We start from the raw sequence: 17,160 nt of genomic DNA, 5'->3' as shown, positions 1-17,160 counted from the left end.
AACTGTCGGAGGGCGTACGTAGGGTGGAGGCGTGCCTTCTGCTCCACCCGCACGACCCACCCAACCCGAGTCCACCACCCGGGTGCTCCTGCGCCTCCGGCAGTGGGCGCGGCCGGCTCTCCCGCGCATCGCGCTCGGAGGGCTGACCGCCCTCGGGGCGAGCCTGCTCGCGCTGGCGGTGCCGCAGGTGCTGCGCGTGATCGTCAACGGTCCGCTGCTGTCCGAGGGGTCGCAGCGGGGCGTCATCCTCGGTGCGCTCGTCGTCCTGGCGCTCGGCGTGCTCGAGGCGTTCTTCGTCTGGTGCCGCCGCGCGCTGATCCTCACGCCGGGCACCACGGTCGAGCGGGACATGCGCACCGACCTGTTCCGGCACCTGCTCGACCTGCCCGTGGAGTTCCACGACCGCTGGTCGGGGGGCCAGCTGCTGTCGCGGATCATGTCGGACCTGGGCACCATCCGCCGCTGGACCGTGTTCGGGCTGGTGATGCTGGCGGTCAGCGCGACGACCGTCCTCGTGGGCGTGACCCTGATGCTCGCGACCAGCTGGGTGCTCGGTCTGGTGTACCTGGCGGGCGCGGTACCGATGATCTGGCTCGGGTTCCGGTTCCGCGAGGACTACAAGGTGATCGCCCGGCAGGCCCGCGACCAGGCGGGGGACCTCGCGACGACCGTCGAGGAGTCGGTGCACGGCATCCGCGTGCTGAAGGCCTTCGGTCGCGGGGACGACGCGCTGGACGACTTCGTGCGGCAGGCTGACGCGCTGCGCTCGGTGGAGGTGCACAAGGCGCGGACGCAGTCCCGGGTGTCGTTCGCCCTGAGCGCCATCCCGGAGACGATCCTCGCGGTGTCCCTCGGGATCGGGGTCGTGCTCACCTCGCGCGGGGAGCTGAGCGTCGGCGCGCTGGTCGCGTTCTTCGCCACCGCGGCCGTGGTCAACAGCCCGGTGGAGCGCCTCGGCATGCTGCTCGCGATGACGCTCGACGCCAAGGCCGCGACCGACCGGTACCTGCAGGTCATGGACACGGGGTCCGCCGTGCGCGACCCCGCGGAGCCGGCGGCTCTGCCCGTCGCGGACCCGGCCGGATCGCGGGTGGAGCTGTCCGGCGTCCACTTCGCGCACCCGCGCAGCGCTGCGGCGGACGGGACGTCGCGAGGCGGCGCGGACATCCTCGCGGGGATCGACCTGGTGCTGGAGCCGGGGGAGACGATGGCGCTCGTCGGGCTCACGGGCAGCGGCAAGACGACCCTGCTCCAGCTGGTGCCACGCCTCTACGACGTGACCGCGGGGAGCGTGCGGATCGACGGCGTGGACGTCCGCGACCTGCGCCGTGCCGACCTGCGTGCAGCCGTGTCGATCGCGTTCGAGGACCCCATCCTGTTCTCGGCGTCGGTGCGGGAGAACGTCCTGCTGGGCACGGACCTGACCGGGCAGGCCGCCGACGACCTGGTGGCCGAGGCCCTCGACGTCGCCCGGGGAGGGTTCGCGTACCGGCTCCCCGACGGGCTCGACACGATCATCGGCGAGGAGGGGCTCAGTCTCTCGGGCGGTCAGCGGCAGCGGATCGCCCTGGCCCGCGCGATCGCCGTGCGCCCGCGGGTGCTGCTGCTCGACGACCCGCTCTCGGCGCTCGACGTCACCACCGAGGCGGCGGTCACCGGTCGCCTGCGCGAGATGCTCACCGGCACCACCACGCTCGTCGTCGCGCACCGGCCGTCGACGGTCGCGCTGGCCGACCGGGTCGCGGTGCTCGAGGACGGCAGGATCACGGGCGTCGGCCGGCACGCCGACCTGCTGTCCACGCACCCGCACTACCGGTACGTGCTCACGGCGCTGTCGGCGCTGGACGACGCCGACGGCGCGGACGACGCCGAGGCCGACGAGCTCGCGGAGGTCCGACCGTGACCGCCACGGCGACCTCGGCGACCTCCGAGAGCTTCGAGGAGCAGAGCACCACCGCCGAGTCCCGCCTCATCCGGCGGCGCTCGCTCAGTCTGCTCCGGTCCCTGCTGCGGCCGGTCGCCGGCGCGGCATGGGCGACCGCGGCCCTGGTGGTCGGCGCACAGCTCGCTGCCGTCGCCGGTCCAGCGCTCGTGGCCTTCGGCATCGACCAGGCGCTCCCCGCGCTCACGGACGGCGACGCCGGACCGATCACGCTGGCCACCGCCGCGTACCTCGCGGCGGCGCTGCTCGGCGGGCTGCTGACCGCCGCGACCGTCCGGGCGTCGGCCCGGGTGAGCCAGACGATGCTGCTCGACCTGCGCCGCCGGGTGTTCCGGCACACGCAGCGGCTCAGCCTGGAGTTCCACGAGAGCTACACGTCGGGCCGGATCATCTCGCGGCAGACCTCCGACGTCGACGCCCTGCGCGAGCTCCTGGACGGCGGTGTCACCACGCTCGCCTCGGGCGTTCTGGCCATGGTGTTCACCGCGGTGTCCCTGGTGCTGCTCGACTGGCGCAGCGGGCTCGTGCTGCTCATCGCGGTCGTGCCCGGCGTCATCCTGACCCGGTGGTTCCAGGTGCGCTCGCGCGTCCAGTACCGCAAGCAGCGCACGGCGGCCGCCCGGCTCATCGTGCGGTTCGTGGAGACCATGACCGGCATCCGCGCGGTGCAGGCGTTCCGCCGGGAGCCTGCGGTCCGCGAGGTCTACGGGGACCTGGCGGAGGACTACCGGAACACCAACGCCACGTCGATCCGGCTCAACGGCGTCTTCGACACCGGTCTGACCCTGATCGGGAACGTCACGGTGGCGGCGGTCCTGCTGGTCGGCGGTCTGCGGGCGCTCGACGGCGGGATCGAGGTCGGCGTCCTGGTCGCGGCGGTGCTCTACGCGCGGCGCTTCTTCAGCCCGCTCCAGCAGATCGGCATGTTCTACAACTCCTTCCAGTCCGCCACGGCGGCCCTCGAGAAGCTCGCGTCGCTGCTCGCCGAGGAGCCCACGGTGCCCGAGCCGGAGCGCCCCAAGCGGCTCGCCGACGCCCGCGGCGACGTCCGGTTCGACGGCGTGGAGTTCGGCTACGGCACCGGTCCGACGGTCCTGCCGCACGTCGACCTGCACATCCCGGCGGGGCAGTCGATCGCCCTCGTCGGCGAGACGGGTGCCGGCAAGTCGACGATCGCCAAGCTGCTCGCCCGGTTCTACGACGTCCGCGAGGGCTCCGTCCGCCTCGACGGGCTCGACCTGCGCGAGATCGACCCGGTCGACCTGCGGCGGGCCGTCGTGATGGTGACCCAGGAGGCGTACCTGTTCTCCGGCTCCCTGGGGGCGAACATCGCGCTCGGCAAGCCGGAGGCCACCCCCGAGGAGATCGAGGCGGCCGCGCGCGCCGTTGGCGTGCACGACCTCATCGCGGCGATGCCCGACGGGTACGACACCGAGGCCGACAAGCGCGGCGTGCGGCTCTCGGCCGGCCAGCGCCAGCTGGTGTCGTTCGCGCGGGCGTTCCTGGCGGACCCGGTGCTGCTGATCCTCGACGAGGCGACCAGCTCGCTGGACGTGCCGGGGGAGGCGCTCGTGCAGCTCGGGCTGCAGACGCTGCTCGCGGACCGCACGTCGGTCGTCATCGCGCACCGGCTGTCCACGGTCATGGGGTCGGACCGCGTGCTGGTCATCGAGGACGGCCGCATCGTCGAGGACGGCTCACCGGTCGAGCTGGTGGCCGCCGGGGGCCGGTTCGCGGAGCTGCACGCCGACTGGCAGCGCTCGCTGCGCCGCACGACGTGACCCGCCGGATCAGCCCCCGAGCGTGACCCGGAAGATCCGCTCGTTGCTGTTGTTCGGGACGCTGTCCTTGTCCCCGGTCGTCGTCGTGGTCAGCCACAGCCCGCCGCCCGGCGCGGGCTCGACGGTCCGCAACCGGCCGTAGGTCCCGCTGAAGAAGGTCTGGACGTTGGTCAGCGAGTTCCCGCTGATGACCGCGCGGTACATGCGGGCGCCGCGCGCGCATGCCACGTAGAGCGCGTCGCGCACGATCGCGATGCCGGAGCACGACCCCTCGGACGTCGGGTAGGTCCGCTTGGGGGCGATGAACCCCGCGGTCCCGCACGTGCCGGAGGTGCCCTCGCACGCGGGCCAGCCGTAGTTGCCGCCCTTGACGATGAGGTTGGTCTCGTCCATCACGGAGTTGCCGAACTCCTGCTCCCAGAGCCGCCCCTGCGAGTCGAACGCGAGGCCCTGCGGGTTGCGGTGGCCGTAGCTCCACACGTAGTTGCCGAACGGGTTGTCCGACGGGACGGTGCCGTCGGGGTTGAGCCGCAGGATCTTGCCGGCGAGGTTCGACGTGTTCTGCGCGTTGTCGCCGTTCTGGGCGTCGCCGGTGGCGGCGTACAGCTTGCCGTCGGGGCCGAACCGGAGGCGGCCGCCGTCGTGGAACTTGTTGCGGAGGATCCCGCTGAGCAGCACCTGCTCGGTGCTGGTGACCAGCACGTTGTTCACCAGCTTGATCCGCACGATCCGGTTGTCCGTGGGGGAGGTGTGCATCAGGTACACCCACTGGTCGCTTGCGAACGTGGGCGAGAGCGCGAGGCCGAGCAGCCCGCCCTCGCCGTCGGTGCTCTGCACGTTGGGCACGGTGCCGACGTTCGTCTTCGCGCCGGTGGCCGGGTCGAGCCGGATCACGTCGTGCGCGTCCCGCCGGGCGTACAGGATCGAGCCGTCCGGCAGGGTGTCGAGGCCCCACGGGATGTCCGTCTCGGTGCCCACCTGGGTCACCCCGCAGACCGCGGTCCCGCAGGCCGCGCCCGTGGTGACGGACCTCGCCGCGCTCGCGGCCGACGTGTTCCCCTGGGCGTCCCGCGCGACGATCGAGTACGAGTACGTCGTAGCCGCCGCGAGGCCGCTGTCGATGAACGTCGTGGCCGGCGGCGTGCCGGTCACGGTGCCGACGGCGGTGCCGCCGCGCCGGATCTCGTAGGTGCGGACCCCGACGTTGTCGGTCGAGGCAGCCCAGCTCAGGGTGACGGTCGTCCCGGATACCGTCGCGGTCGGCGTGCCCGGTGCGGTGGGCGCCTGCGTGTCCGCCTGGCACTGCGGGACGGTGATCGTCACGGTGCTGCTCGCCTGCGACACGTTGCCGGCCGCGTCGCGGGCGTTCACGTAGAGCCCCCAGACCGCGCCGGCGACGACGGGGAGGCTGGTCGAGAGCGTGCTCCCGCTGACCGACGTCATGAGCTGGCCGTCGTGATAGATGTCGTAGAAGGCGACGCCGACCGCGTCCGTCGCGGCGTTCCAGGCGAACGTGACGGAGCTGCAGGTCAGGTTGCTGACGCGCGGGTTGCCGGGGACGGTCGGCGCGGTGGTGTCGGCGGTGCGCAGCGAGGTGGTCCAGCTCTGGTTCGTCTGGCCGTTGCAGGTCCACATCCCGACCGTGGTGCCGTTCGCGGTGCCGCGTCCGGTGACGTCGAGGCAGAGCCCGGACTGCACACCGACGATCGTGCCGTTGGTCTGCAGCCGCCACTTCTGGTTCGAGCCGCCGTTGCACGGGTAGATCTGCACGACCGCGGGTGCGGTGGTGTCGTTGCCGGCGACGTCCAGGCAGGTCGCGGCGTCGTAGACCTGCAGCTCGCCGTTCGTCGTGAGTGTCCACGCCTGGTTGGCGGCGCCGGTGCAGTCACGGATCGCCACCCCGGTCTTCGCGGTCCGTGCCCCGCCGTTGACGTCGAGGCACTTGCCCGACCCGACTCCCGTGATGGGGGCGGGCCCCGCGACGACCGCGGCCGGAGCCGGTCCTGCGAGGGTGACGACGAGCACGAGGGCGGTGATGACCGCCGCCGGGATCCGAAGGGGGTTCCATCGCATGATGTGCTCCTGCCGCGCCGTCGGGGGGAGGTGCTGGGCGACGGTCCAGTCATCGCCGGGTGTCACTCTGTCGTACACCGGCGCAACACGCACGCGGGGAGGCCCCGAGAGGCCTCCCCGCGTGAGTCTTCCTACAGGTTCCGGGCGGCGTACTCGTGCAGCGCGTCCCGCACGAACGTCGCACCGGCGACCCCGCCGTAGTTCGCGGCGAACCGCTCGTCGGCGACGTACATGTCGGCCAGGCCGAGCACGTACTCCTTCACCGGCTGCGTGCCCTGCCCGGGCGTGCCCGGGATGCCGCCGAGCCACGCGACGTGCCGCCGCGCGAGCTCCTGGGCCTCGTCGGACACCGGGTCGGTGCCGGCGGCGGCCGCCTCGCCCCACGCGGTGGCGAGCCGGGCCGTCGAGGCCTTCCACTCGGCGCGCTCGTCGTCGCTCATCCCACGCCACCAGGCGTCGGACGACGCGTACGCGTCCGCGCCCCAGCGCTGCTCGACCTCGTCCTTGTACTGGGTGTGGTCGAACCCGTCGAACATGTTCTCGGCCACGAGTGGCCCTCCGTTCTCCCGTGCGGTGATCGTTCGTTCGACCGAGGCGGCCTGCCGCTCCAGTCGTCGCTGCTCGCTGCGCAGCCAGTCGAGGTGGTGACGCAGGGCGGCGGTCTCGTCCTGCTCGCGCTCCAGCACCCGCCGGATGTCGGGCAGACCGAGCCCGAGCCCGCGGAGCAGCAGGATCCGCTGCAGCCGCACCAGCGCGCGGTCGTCGTACCAGCGGTACCCGTTGTCGCCGACGCGGCTGGGCTCGAGCAGCCCGATCGCGTCGTAGTGCCGCAAGGTGCGGCTGGTGGTGCCCGTCAGCCGGGCCACCTCCTGGATCGAGGCCTCCATGCGTCCCTCCTCTCGTTCCTGATCCACGGTAGGAGTTGACGCAACGTCAAGGTCAAGCGCGCGGTGCGATCGTGTCGCCAAGACGTGCCAGGACCGTGCGCCGCAGCTCGTCCACCGTGCCGACGATGACCACCGCACCCGCGGCCGCGAGCTCGCCGGGAGCCGCGTACCCCCAGGTCACCCCGACGCAGTCGAGACCGTTCTCGCGGGCGCCGTGCACGTCGTGCTCCCGGTCCCCGACCATCAGCGCGGACGTCGCCGGCTCCGGCTCGGCGGCCAGCGCCCGGGCGATCACGTCCGCCTTCGTGCCGGACTCGTCGAGCGGCGCCCCGAACACTCCGTCGAGGAGCGGGGTGAGTCCGCGGTCCGCGCAGATCGGCACGGCGAACGGCTCCGGCTTGGACGTCGCGACGACCAGCCGGCACCCCGCGGCGCGCAGGTCGGCGAGCAGCTCGGGGACGCCGTCGTAGACGGTCGCGTCGTACATCCCCGTCACACCGAAGTCCTCGCGGTACGCCGTGATGACCTCGTCGACGCGGTCCTCGGGGACGCCGTGCGCCCGCATGCTGTCGCCGATCGGCGGCCCGACGAACGCGCGAAGCTCGGCGGTCGTCGGGATGGGCAGGCCGCAGCGGCGGAACGCCACGCTGATGGATGCGGTGATGCCGGAGATGGAGTCGAGGAGCGTGCCGTCGAGGTCGAGGAGGACGAGGGGTGAGGTCACGCCCTCGATCCTCTCCCACCGCCGTAGGGTGTGCGGTCGTGAGCTGGGTCGAGGTCCTGGGGTTCGTCAGCGGCGCCGCGTGCGTCTGGCTGGCGACCCGGCAGAACGTCTGGAACTTTCCCGTCGGCATCGCGAACAACCTGCTGTTCCTCTGGTTGTTCGCGGACGCCGGCCTCTACGCGAACGCGGGGCTCCAGGTCGTCTTCGCCGGCCTCGCCGTGCTCGGCTGGGTGTGGTGGGTGCGCGGTGGGGCGGATCGCCGGCCTCTCGTGGTCACCCGGACGCCGCGGTGGGTCTGGCCCGCGGGCGCGGCCGTGCTCGCCCTGGCCACCGTCGGGCTGACCGTGCTGCTGTCCGCGACCGCGGGTTCGGCGGCACCGTTCTGGGACGCGCTGACCACGTCGTCCAGCCTCGTCGCGCAGGTCATGCTGGGCCGCAAGTGGCTGGGGAGCTGGGCCGTGTGGATCGGCACCGACGTCGTCCTCGTCGGCCTGTACGCCAGCCAGGGCCTGGTCCTGACCGCCGTCCTGTACGCCGGCTTCATCGGGTTGTGCCTGCTGGGATGGCGCGACTGGCGGCGTGCTCTGGTCCCCGGTGCCGACCCTGCGCAGGTGGCGGTGCCGGTATGACGCACGGCCTCGTCATCGGCAAGTTCTACCCGCCGCACGCCGGCCACCTCGCACTCGTCCGGGCCGCGCTGGCCCGCTGCGAGCGGGTCACGGTCCTGGTGCTCGGCTCGTCGCAGGAGAGCCTCCCCGCGGAGCTGCGTGCGCGATGGCTGCGCGAGGAGCTCCCCGGCGCCCACGTGGTCGCTGGACTCGACGACGAGCCCGTCGACTACGCGAGCGAGACCGCGTGGCGGGCGCACACCGCGATCATCGAGAACCTGCTCGACGCCCAGGTGGACGCCCTGTACAGCTCCGACGACTACGGCGAGGAGCTCGCCCGCCGCCTCGGTGCACGCTGGGTGCAGGTCGATCCGACCCGGAGCGGGACGCCGGTCAGCGCGCGGGCCGTCCGGGCCGACCCGGGTGCGTACTGGTGGGCGTTGCCGACGGCGGTGCGCGCGTGGTTCGTGCGTCGGGTCGTCGTGATCGGCGCCGAGTCGACGGGCACGACGACGCTCGCCGAGGCCCTGACGGCTCAGCTCGGGCTGCCGACCGTCGCGGAGTTCGGGCGCGAGTGGTCGCAGGTCCGGCCCGGCGGCTTCGCGGCGCCGTGGCACCCCGCGGAGTTCGACCTCATCGCCCGCGAGCAGGCGCGACTCGAGGACGACGCCGCCGCCCGCACCCCGGTCCCGCTGCTCGTCTGCGACACCGACGTCCTGGCGACCGCCGTCTGGCACGAGCGTTACGTCGGCCGCCCGTCGCCGTCGGTCGAGGCGCTCGCGGCAGCCCGCGTCCCCGACCTCTACCTCCTTACCGGTGACGAGATCCCCTTCGTGCAGGACGGACTGCGCGACGGCGAGCACCTCCGGCACGCGATGCAGGACCGGTTCCGGGAGGTGCTCGCGGCGCAGGACGCCCCCTGGGTCGAGCTGCGCGGCACGCCCGACGACAGGCTCGCGGAGGCGCTCGCTCTGGTCGAGCCGCTCGGCAGGCGGCCACGGTGGCTCGCCGAGCCGATGGAACAGCGCCACGAGGTGGTCCCCGACCTGGTCGCGGCCCTGTCTCTGCCAGACTCGGGCGCGTGACGACGCACCCCGACGAGACGTTCGCGCAGGTCTCCGCAGCCCCGACGCGGGCGGGCACGGGACCGGCGCGCACCCGCCTGGAGCTCGACGTCGACCAGCTCTTCGCCGGCGCCGAGGCCCCGACCGGGAGCGCCGGGCCCGCGCTCGACGAGAAGCTGCGCCAGGCGTACTTCTGGATGGTCAACCACGGCATCATCAGCCCGCACTACGACGTCGAGTTCCACGACCCCGACCGCCCGCGCACCCGGTTCCGGCTCGGTGACTCCAAGGCCGAGGTGGACCTGCCCACCGACCAGTCGTACTCGTCCTTCGTCCTGCTCCCGCTGCTCACGTTCGCCGTACGCGGTCGCTGCCTGCTGGTCGGGGGACCGGGTCGCGGCAAGACCGCGAGCGCCGTGCTCATGGGAGTCCTCGCGGGCTACCCGGTGCGCGAGGTCCGGCGGGCCATGCAGCACGGCCACCCGCAGCTCACGGTCCAGGACATGTTCGGCACGCCTCTGCCCAGCGACCTGGTCGCCGCGAAGAGCCTCGCGGACATCGACGTCGCCTGGCGGTCGTGGCTGGGCCGTCGCGTGAAGATCGTCGACGAGTACAACCGCATCCCGACGCGCACCCAGTCGGCGCTCCTGACCGTGCTCGCGGACGGGTACGTCGAGGTCTTCGACCAGGTCTACGAGACGGGCGCCGCCGCCTGGTACCTCACCGCGAACGACGACGCCGGCGGCGGGACGTTCCAGGTCGTCGACGCGCTCCGGGACCGCATCGACGTCGTCGTGAAGGCCCTCTCGTTCAACTCCCGCTTCGTCGGCGAGCTGGTGGACCGGGCCGAGCGCCGGCTGCGGCCGGAGGAGCACGTCCCGCCGGCGGTGGTGTTCGACGCGGACGAGCACGACCGGTTGCACCGCGAGGTCGTCGCCGTGCCCGTGCCGCAGCACGTGCGGCGCCGGCTGGAGTACTTCGCGTCGCAGCTCGAGCTCGCGGAGCGCGGGGCCATCCAGCTCGAGTACCGCACCAAGGACACCGTCCGGCTCGCGGGGGAGGACCCGCACCGGATCCTGGCGCAGGACACCGGCCGTGACCTGCGGGCGGACATCGGCGCGCAGACGCTCAACGGGCTGTCCGTGCGCGCCCTGCAGTCCCTCGTCCTGTACGCGAAGGCGATGGCCTACTTCCGCGGCCAGCCCGAGGTCGGGCTCGATGACCTGCGGGCCGTGCTGCCGTTCGTCCTGCACGACAAGCTGCAGCCGGACCTCGCGTCGCCGTCGTTCGAGGACCCGGCCCGCGAGGCGATGCGGATCGACCGCGTCTCGTGGCTGCGAGACCTGTTCGACAGCGCGTGCGTGCTCTACGACGCCGAGGGGCTGGACACCGACGACCCCGTCGGCGCGGTCCTCGCCGAGCTCCACGCCGGGCTCGACGGCCTGCCGGAGGCGGAGGTGCGTCGCCGCCTAGCCCACATCGAAGGAATCCTCGCGGGCTGGCAGGACACCACCAAGCTGCACGGCAGCCTGTACGAGGACGCGCTCGCCCTGAAGTACGCCCACCAGCGGTACTCCGGCTACCTCGCGTGGCTGCGCTGGAGCGGCGCGTGACGACGGTGCTCGACCGGGCGACCGCGTACGGCCGTTTCCTGGTGCTGGACCGCGCGTTCGTCGACGACGTGCTCCGCGAGGCCGCCGCGCGCTGCGGCGACCCGGAGTCCGTGCGTGCCTCTGCCGTCGACGTCGCGGCCGTCGCCGACGGGCTGGCCGAGGGCGGCGAGCTCGACCCGCAGGTCGGTCGCGCGCTGCTGACGGCGGCGACCGACCTCGCCGCACGCGGCCGGTGGCGAGCGGGCGCCGCGGAGCGGGCGGCGCTGCTGGAGGTCGTGCCGCGCGCGGTCGCGCTCGTCCGGGCACGGCCCGACGTGGTCGTGCCGCTCCTGGTGGCGTCCGCGCCCACGGTGCAGCGCAGCGCCGACCGCATCGTCCTCGCCGACCTGCTCGCCGCCATGCCGCCCACCCAGGACGTCGACCACCTACGGGCGACGGTGCTCGTCGCGACGTGGCGCGCGGGCGCCGTCCGGTTCCGCTCGGCCGCGCTGGCTGCCGCCGCCCGGTTGCCGGCACCGCTGGCCGTCGCAGCCCTCGGACTGGCCCCGGGGACCTCGCCGCAGGCGGTGCTCGACGCGCACACCGCGGACCCGTGGTGGTGGCCCGGACGCGCGCAGACCACCGGGGTGCTGCGCCGCATCGGCGGCTTCCGCGGGTTCGGCGGTCCGTGGCTCGCCGTCCCGCGGGTCTCGTCCGGTGCCCTCTGGGGCTGCCACGTGCGGGCCGACGGCGAGTGCTGGGCCGTGCTGGCCGACCTGCACGGGAGCGCCGTCGTGCGGCTCGACTCGACCGACGTGCAGGAGCGCGCCGCCGCACCGCACCTGCCCGTCCCGTGGGACGACGAGGTCACCGGGTGGTCCGCCGCGGGCGGCGACCCGCGCGTGGTCGTCGTGAGCCGCCGGCACTCCTACTGGGTCGACGTGGTCAGGGTCGCGTCGTGACGGTCGAGGCCCTGGAGGACGTCGAGCGGCGCTGGCGCGCGACGTGGCCGCGCGCGCTCGCCACCTGGGGCCGCACGTCACGCCTGCACGCGCCCGTGCTGCACACCGACCCCTGTGGCATGCCGTCGTGGGCGTGGTACTCCCTCGACGACGTCGAGGTCCACGTCGACCTGACCGTCGTCCAGGAGCGGCACATCGAGGACCACGCGCTCGCGGTCCTCGCGCACGAGATCGGCCACCACCTGCTCGCGCCGGTGGACTGGGCGTCGCAGGTGCGCATCGCCGCGCGCGTCCGGGTCGGGCTCGTCGACCTCGACCACCTGGTCGGCCTCGTCGCCAACCTGTGGTGCGACCTGCTCATCAACGACCGCCTGCAGCGGCAGCTCGGGGTGGACCGCGCGGCGCTGTCCGCGGCGGTCGGTCCGCCCGACCCGGACAACGCGCTCATGCTCCTCGTGTCCCGCACGAACGAGATCCTCTGGGGTCTGGAGCGCGGCACCCTGATCGGCGACCAGGCCGCACCGGACGACCAGGCGCAGCTCTGCGCCCGGCTGGTGCGGGCCTACGCCCGTGACCCGGTCGGCGGTGCCGCCGGCTTCGCGACGCTCGTGCGCACCACGATCCCCGTCGAGCAGCTGCGCGCCCAGGAGCCGGGGACCGTCGTCGCGTGCGGCGGCCCGACGGGCGGCGACGGGTCTCTGCCGTTCGGCGTCGCCACGGACCCGACGCTCGGGGCGCCGGCCCTGCACCCGTCGCGGGACCCGCGCGTCGTCGGCGTCGTCGAGACGTCCCCGGACGCGGAGCAGGAGGCCCCCTCGGCGCCGGCGGGCGGTGGGAACTCGCTGGCACCGGGTGCGCTGCACGCGGTGCTGCAGGCGCTCGGCTCGCCGACCACCGCCGAGGACGTCGCCATCGCCTGGTACCGGGCACAGGCCGCTCGGCACCTCGTGCCGTTCCCCACCCGTCCGATGCCCCGGCGAGCGGAGGAGCTGCTGGCGGGGCTGGAGCCGTGGGAGGTCGGTGACGACCTGTCCACCGTCGACTGGACGGGCACGGTGACCGCGTCGCCGGTCGTGGTGCCGGGGATGACGACCGTGCGCCGGGCGTACCTGGACGACCCCGAGGAGTCGGTCGAGGCCCGGCCCGTCGACCTCGACCTGTACCTCGACTCGTCGGGCTCCATGCCCGACCCGCGACGGGCCCGAGCGCCCATCGCGCTGGCCGGTGCGATCCTCGCCCTCTCGGCGCTGCGCGCCGGTGCCCGGGTGCAGGCCACGACCTGGAGCGGCCCGAACCAGGTGGCGGGGACGGACGGGTTCACGCGGGACGCCGACGCGGTCCTGCGGGCGGTCGTCGCGTACTTCGGCCAGGGCACCGCGTTCCCGCTCGACCTGCTGCGCCGCACCCACCTCGGTGACCCCGCGAGCGGCGCCCCGCCCGCCCGGCGCGGTCCGACGCACATCGCCGTCATCTCGGACGACGGCGTCGAGACGATGTTCTGGGGACACGGGAGACGCAACGACCCGACGGCCGGGGAGGCGCTGCGCGCGGCGGACGGTGGCGGCACCCTGGTGCTCCAGGTGCCCGCGGACTGGGCCGCACGCTTCGAGTCCCGTGCGGACGGCTACGCCGTGCACAGCGTGGTGACCGAGGACGACCTGCTGACCTTCGTGCGCCGCATGGCCGCGAGCACCTGGGGAGGTGACCGTGGACCGTCGACCCGATGACCTGGAGCCCGCGCGTGCCGGGCAGAGCGACGGACCGGCGCTCGCCGCCCTCGTGCACCGCCTGACTCTCGCCCCGCCCGACCTGTTCGAACCGTTCGTGAGCGCGTCCGCCCTCGTCGCGGACGTGGCGGTGTCGCTCGACGGCACGGTCCTCGACCGGCCGACCCTGCGCGCCCTCGACGCCGACCTCCAGGCGCCGGCCGACCGCGCCTCGCGCCGGGCCCTCGTCGGCCTGGTCTGCTGGCTCGTCGTCGACCCGGCGGTGCACGGCACCCCCGGGGTCCGCGCCGCGGCCGCGGGCGCCGGCGGTCTCTCGGGCTGGTTCCTGCGCGTCGTCGAGGGGGTGCAGCGCGTCCTGGCCGGCCAGCGGCCCGAGCGGGAGTGGGTGCAGGCCGACGACGCCCGCGAGGAGCTCGCCCGGGCGTTCTGCCGGCTCGGCGGGGTGCTGCCCGCGGGCGAGCGTGCCGAGACGGCCGACGATCGCTGGCTCGCGGTCAGCTCGGCGTACCAGCGCAAGGTCGTGCAGGCGATGGCCGTCGAGGCCGCGCGCGCGGAGGAGCTCGCCAAGGCCCTGGCCGAGCAGAGGGCGAAGGAGGCGGCGGCGCAGTATGCGAACTACTGAGGGAGCCGTCCCGGACCCGGCGCTGGGCGAGTACGCGGCCATGGGCGCGATCGCGCTGAGCGACGCGGAGCGGTGGCCGACGCTCGACGCCGCCGGGCTGGCCGGCGTCGACGCGTGGCGTAGCCGCCTCGACGCACCCGTCTGGGTGCACGCGACGGGGGACCGCCTCGACAGCGCCGACCTGGCCGCTCTCGAGCACACGCGCACCCGGCTGGCGGAGCCCACCGAGCCGACCTGGGTGGCCGAGCTCGTCGCCCGCGTCCACGCGACCGTGCCGCGCTGGCGGCGAGCCGCTCGCGAGGGCCGCAGCGGCCCGACCACCCCCCTGCGGGACCTGCCGACGACGAGCCGCGCGGACCTCGCGGACGCGGCGGCGCACGTGCCGGTGGACGTGCCGCTGGACCGGGTGCTCGAGGGCAGCAGCTCGGGCCACACGGGTGCAGCGCTGAACGTTCCCCTGCACCCGGTGTCGGTGGCCGCGGACCTGGTCCTGCTCCAGCACCTGGTGGCCGCCACGGGTGCCGTGTGGCGGCCGGACCCCGACCGGCTCGGCCTGGTCAACCTGGTTGACCAGCGGGCGTCGTTCACCTACGTCTCGGCGATGACGGCCTTCGGTCGCGCGGCAGGGCAGCCCGCGCCCGTGATGGCGCGCCTGAACCTGGAGCGCTCGGCGTGGCGGGCGGACGGCGACCGCGAGCGGTACCTGGCCGCCGCCGATCCGCAGGTCATCAGCACGTCGACCCTCCCGCTGCTGCGGCTGCTCGACCTGGTGCGCGACGGGCTGGACCTGCACCCGGTGGCGGTGGTCAACGGCGCGACGGACCTGCCGCCGGCCGTGCGCGACGCCGTGACCGCCACGTGGGGCTGCCCCGTGGTCGACCTGTACGGGCTGCGCGAGACGGGACCGATCGCCGCGTCGACCGACGGGGACGGGCACGTCGTCGTGCCGCGCCGGGTGTGGGTCGAGGTGCTCGACGAGCAGGGCGCGTCCGTGCCGGACGGGCAGCGCGGCGAGGTCGTGGTCACCGTCGACGAGAACCCGTACCTCCCGCTCCTGCGGTACCGCACGGGGGACACCGCTGCGCTCGTCCGCGACCACCGCGGCACGGTGCTCATCGGCCTGGAGGGCCGCGCGCCGGTGCGCTTCCGCGCGGCCGACGGGTCGTGGCACTCGTCGATCGATGCGACCCAGCTGCTCCAGGCCTACGGCCTGGCCGGCTGGGAGCTCGTCCAGGATGCCGACGGCTCCGTCCGGCTGACTGCGCTGCCGCTCGTGGGTGTGCCGGTCGACCCGGCCGCCGCGGGCGAGGCCATCGGCCGCTGGCTGATGCGGCCCGTCCAGGTCGACGTGGTGACCGACCCGTCGGCGCTCGGCCCGGGCAAGCCACGCCGCTTCCGCTGCGACGCACAGGAGGACTCATGACGGACGCGCCGCGCGTGCGGGTCAACCAGGTCGGCTACCCACCCGACGGACCCAAGGCGGCCACGCTCGTGACCGACGCGACGGCGAGCGTGCCGTGGCGGCTCGTGCGAGCCGAGGTCGTGGTGGCGCAGGGCGAGTCGCAGCCGCAGGGCCACGACCCGTCAGCCGGGCTGGACGTGCACGTCATCCGGTTCGACGAGGTGCGAGAGCGCGGCTCCTTCGTGCTGGAGGCCGACGGTGCGACGTCCGACCCGTTCTCCATCGAGACGGGCCTCTACGACGACCTCCGCGTCGACTCCCTCACCGTCTTCTACGGCCAGCGCAGCGGCATCGCGATCGACGAGGCGCTGCTGGGCCCGGGCTACGGGCGCGCCGCCGGTCACGTCGACATCGCCCCCAACCGGGGCGACGGTGCGGTCCCGTGCCTTCCGGCGGGCCACGCGACGACGGCGGACGGCGTCGACCTGTACGACGGCTGGACCGGCGGCTACGCGCTCGACGTGACGGGCGGCTGGTACGACGCCGGCGACCAGGGCAAGTACGTCGTCAACGGCGGCATCGCCGTCGCGCAGCTGCTCGGCCTGTACGAGCGCGCGCTGCGCACGGGGAGATCGGACGCGCTCGGCGACGGCGCGCTGCGCGTCCCCGAGGCGGGCAACGGCATGCCGGACGTGCTCGACGAGGTGCGCTGGGAGATCGACTGGATGCTGCGCATGCGCGTCCCGGCGGGGGAGCGGTACGCCGGGCTGGTTCATCACAAGGTGTCCGACGAGCGGTGGGTGCCACTGCCGATGCTGCCCGCCGACGACCCGCAGCCGCGCTACCTGCACCGCCCGTCGACCGCGGCGACGCTCAACCTCGCGGCCGTCGCGGCCCAGGGCGCCCGCGTGTTCGCGCCGCATGACGAGGCCTTCGCCGAGCTCCTGCGCACCGCGGCACGCGACGCGTACGACGCGGCCCACGAGCACCCGGTGCTGCTCGCACCCGACACCAACGTCCTCGCGAACGCGGGCAGCGGCCCCTACGACGACGCCGACCTTGACGACGACCGCCTCTGGGCGGCCACCGAGCTCTACCTGACGACCGGCGACGAGCGGTACGCCGACGACGTGCGGGCGAACCGGTACGCGCCGATGTTCCGGCCCGAGGGCTTCGACTGGAACCACGTCGCGGCATGGTCGCGCCTCCAGCTGGCCACGGTCGCGAGCGCGCTGCCGGAGCGGGACGCCGTCCGGGCGTCCGTCGTCGAGGCCGCCGACGCGCTCCGGGAGCGGCAGGCCACGCAACCCTTCGGCCACCCGTACGTGCCGACGTCCGGCCGCTACGACTGGGGCTCCAACGGGCTGCTCCTCAACAACCTCGCGGTGCTCGCGGCCGCGCACGAGATCACCGGCGACCCGACGTACCGCGACGCCGTCCTCTCCGGGGTCGACTACCTGTTCGGCCGCAACGCCCTCGGCATCTCCTACGTGACCGGGTACGGCACGCGCGACGTCCGCAACCAGCACAGCCGCTGGTACGCCCACCAGCTCGACCCGAGCCTCCCGCACCCGCCGCGGGGCACGGTCTCGGGCGGTCCGAACTCCGACTGCCCGGACCCTGTCTCGGCGGCCCTGGCGGGCAGCACGGCGCAGTGCTGCTTCGTCGACGACATCGGCGCGTACGGCGTCAACGAGATGACGATCAACTGGAACTCGGCGCTCGCGTGGGTCGCGTCGTACCTCTCGACGGGAAACAGCTAGACGTCCGGGTATC

At 73.9% G+C, this 17,160-nt stretch carries 13 protein-coding genes; 10 read left to right on the top strand and 3 right to left on the bottom strand.

The window, feature by feature from the left end:
- Window positions 1-31: 31 nt before the first annotated feature.
- Together ASD16_RS20535 and ASD16_RS20530 are read left to right on the top strand one after the other, a co-directional pair.
- On the top strand, window positions 32-1,903 hold the full coding sequence (locus ASD16_RS20535; protein WP_055922362.1) for an ABC transporter ATP-binding protein: 1,872 nt from the start codon (window positions 32-34) through the stop codon (window positions 1,901-1,903).
- Entirely contained in the window at window positions 1,900-3,723 is a 1,824-nt protein-coding gene (locus ASD16_RS20530) for an ABC transporter ATP-binding protein (RefSeq protein WP_055922360.1), read from the top strand. The genes ASD16_RS20535 and ASD16_RS20530 overlap by 4 nt, the downstream gene beginning before the upstream one ends.
- Window positions 3,724-3,732: 9 nt before the next feature.
- On the opposite strand, the gene ASD16_RS20525 is transcribed toward ASD16_RS20530, so the two are convergent.
- From ASD16_RS20525 to ASD16_RS20515, 3 genes are all read right to left on the bottom strand, one after another.
- Window positions 3,733-5,796: a PQQ-dependent sugar dehydrogenase gene (locus ASD16_RS20525; protein WP_055922557.1), complete on the bottom strand. Its 2,064-nt coding sequence runs from the start codon at window positions 5,794-5,796 to the stop codon at window positions 3,733-3,735.
- Between the two features lie 131 nt (window positions 5,797-5,927).
- A complete protein-coding gene (locus tag ASD16_RS20520; RefSeq protein WP_055922357.1) occupies window positions 5,928-6,683 on the bottom strand; it encodes a MerR family transcriptional regulator in 756 nt (251 codons plus the stop codon).
- 52 nt (window positions 6,684-6,735) lie between these two features.
- The gene (locus tag ASD16_RS20515; protein WP_055922354.1) at window positions 6,736-7,407 is read right to left on the bottom strand and encodes an HAD hydrolase-like protein; all 672 of its coding nucleotides are present in this window, start codon (window positions 7,405-7,407) and stop codon (window positions 6,736-6,738) included.
- 38 nt (window positions 7,408-7,445) lie between these two features.
- Here ASD16_RS20515 and pnuC point away from each other — a divergent pair, with 38 nt between their 5' ends.
- The 8 genes from pnuC to ASD16_RS20475 are packed head-to-tail and all read left to right on the top strand — an operon-like array spanning window position 7,446 to window position 17,147.
- The gene (pnuC, locus tag ASD16_RS20510; RefSeq protein ID WP_055922353.1) at window positions 7,446-8,036 is read left to right on the top strand and encodes a nicotinamide riboside transporter PnuC; all 591 of its coding nucleotides are present in this window, start codon (window positions 7,446-7,448) and stop codon (window positions 8,034-8,036) included.
- Window positions 8,033-9,100, top strand: coding sequence for an AAA family ATPase (locus ASD16_RS20505; RefSeq protein WP_055922350.1), 1,068 nt, complete (start codon window positions 8,033-8,035; stop codon window positions 9,098-9,100). Before pnuC ends, ASD16_RS20505 begins: the two co-directional genes overlap by 4 nt.
- Complete coding sequence (locus tag ASD16_RS20500; protein ID WP_055922347.1) at window positions 9,097-10,692, top strand: AAA family ATPase; 1,596 nt, start codon at window positions 9,097-9,099, stop codon at window positions 10,690-10,692. The genes ASD16_RS20505 and ASD16_RS20500 overlap by 4 nt, the downstream gene beginning before the upstream one ends.
- A complete protein-coding gene (locus tag ASD16_RS20495) occupies window positions 10,689-11,633 on the top strand; it encodes a hypothetical protein (RefSeq protein ID WP_157454050.1) in 945 nt (314 codons plus the stop codon). The genes ASD16_RS20500 and ASD16_RS20495 overlap by 4 nt, the downstream gene beginning before the upstream one ends.
- Window positions 11,630-13,360 (top strand): hypothetical protein, encoded by a 1,731-nt coding sequence (locus ASD16_RS20490; protein ID WP_055922341.1) that lies wholly within the window; start codon window positions 11,630-11,632, stop codon window positions 13,358-13,360. The genes ASD16_RS20495 and ASD16_RS20490 overlap by 4 nt, the downstream gene beginning before the upstream one ends.
- Window positions 13,341-13,982 (top strand): hypothetical protein, encoded by a 642-nt coding sequence (locus tag ASD16_RS20485; RefSeq protein WP_055922337.1) that lies wholly within the window; start codon window positions 13,341-13,343, stop codon window positions 13,980-13,982. Before ASD16_RS20490 ends, ASD16_RS20485 begins: the two co-directional genes overlap by 20 nt.
- A complete protein-coding gene (locus ASD16_RS20480; protein ID WP_082571029.1) occupies window positions 13,969-15,405 on the top strand; it encodes an AMP-binding protein in 1,437 nt (478 codons plus the stop codon). Before ASD16_RS20485 ends, ASD16_RS20480 begins: the two co-directional genes overlap by 14 nt.
- On the top strand, window positions 15,402-17,147 hold the full coding sequence (locus ASD16_RS20475) for a glycoside hydrolase family 9 protein (protein WP_055922336.1): 1,746 nt from the start codon (window positions 15,402-15,404) through the stop codon (window positions 17,145-17,147). The genes ASD16_RS20480 and ASD16_RS20475 overlap by 4 nt, the downstream gene beginning before the upstream one ends.
- Window positions 17,148-17,160 lie beyond the last annotated feature (13 nt).

Source organism: Cellulomonas sp. Root485, assembly GCF_001426705.1.
In the GTDB taxonomy this organism is placed as follows: Bacteria; Actinomycetota; Actinomycetes; order Actinomycetales; family Cellulomonadaceae; genus Cellulomonas.
The sequence above is the reverse complement of the archived record's forward strand: the minus strand, read 5'-3'. Positions and strand labels throughout refer to the sequence as shown.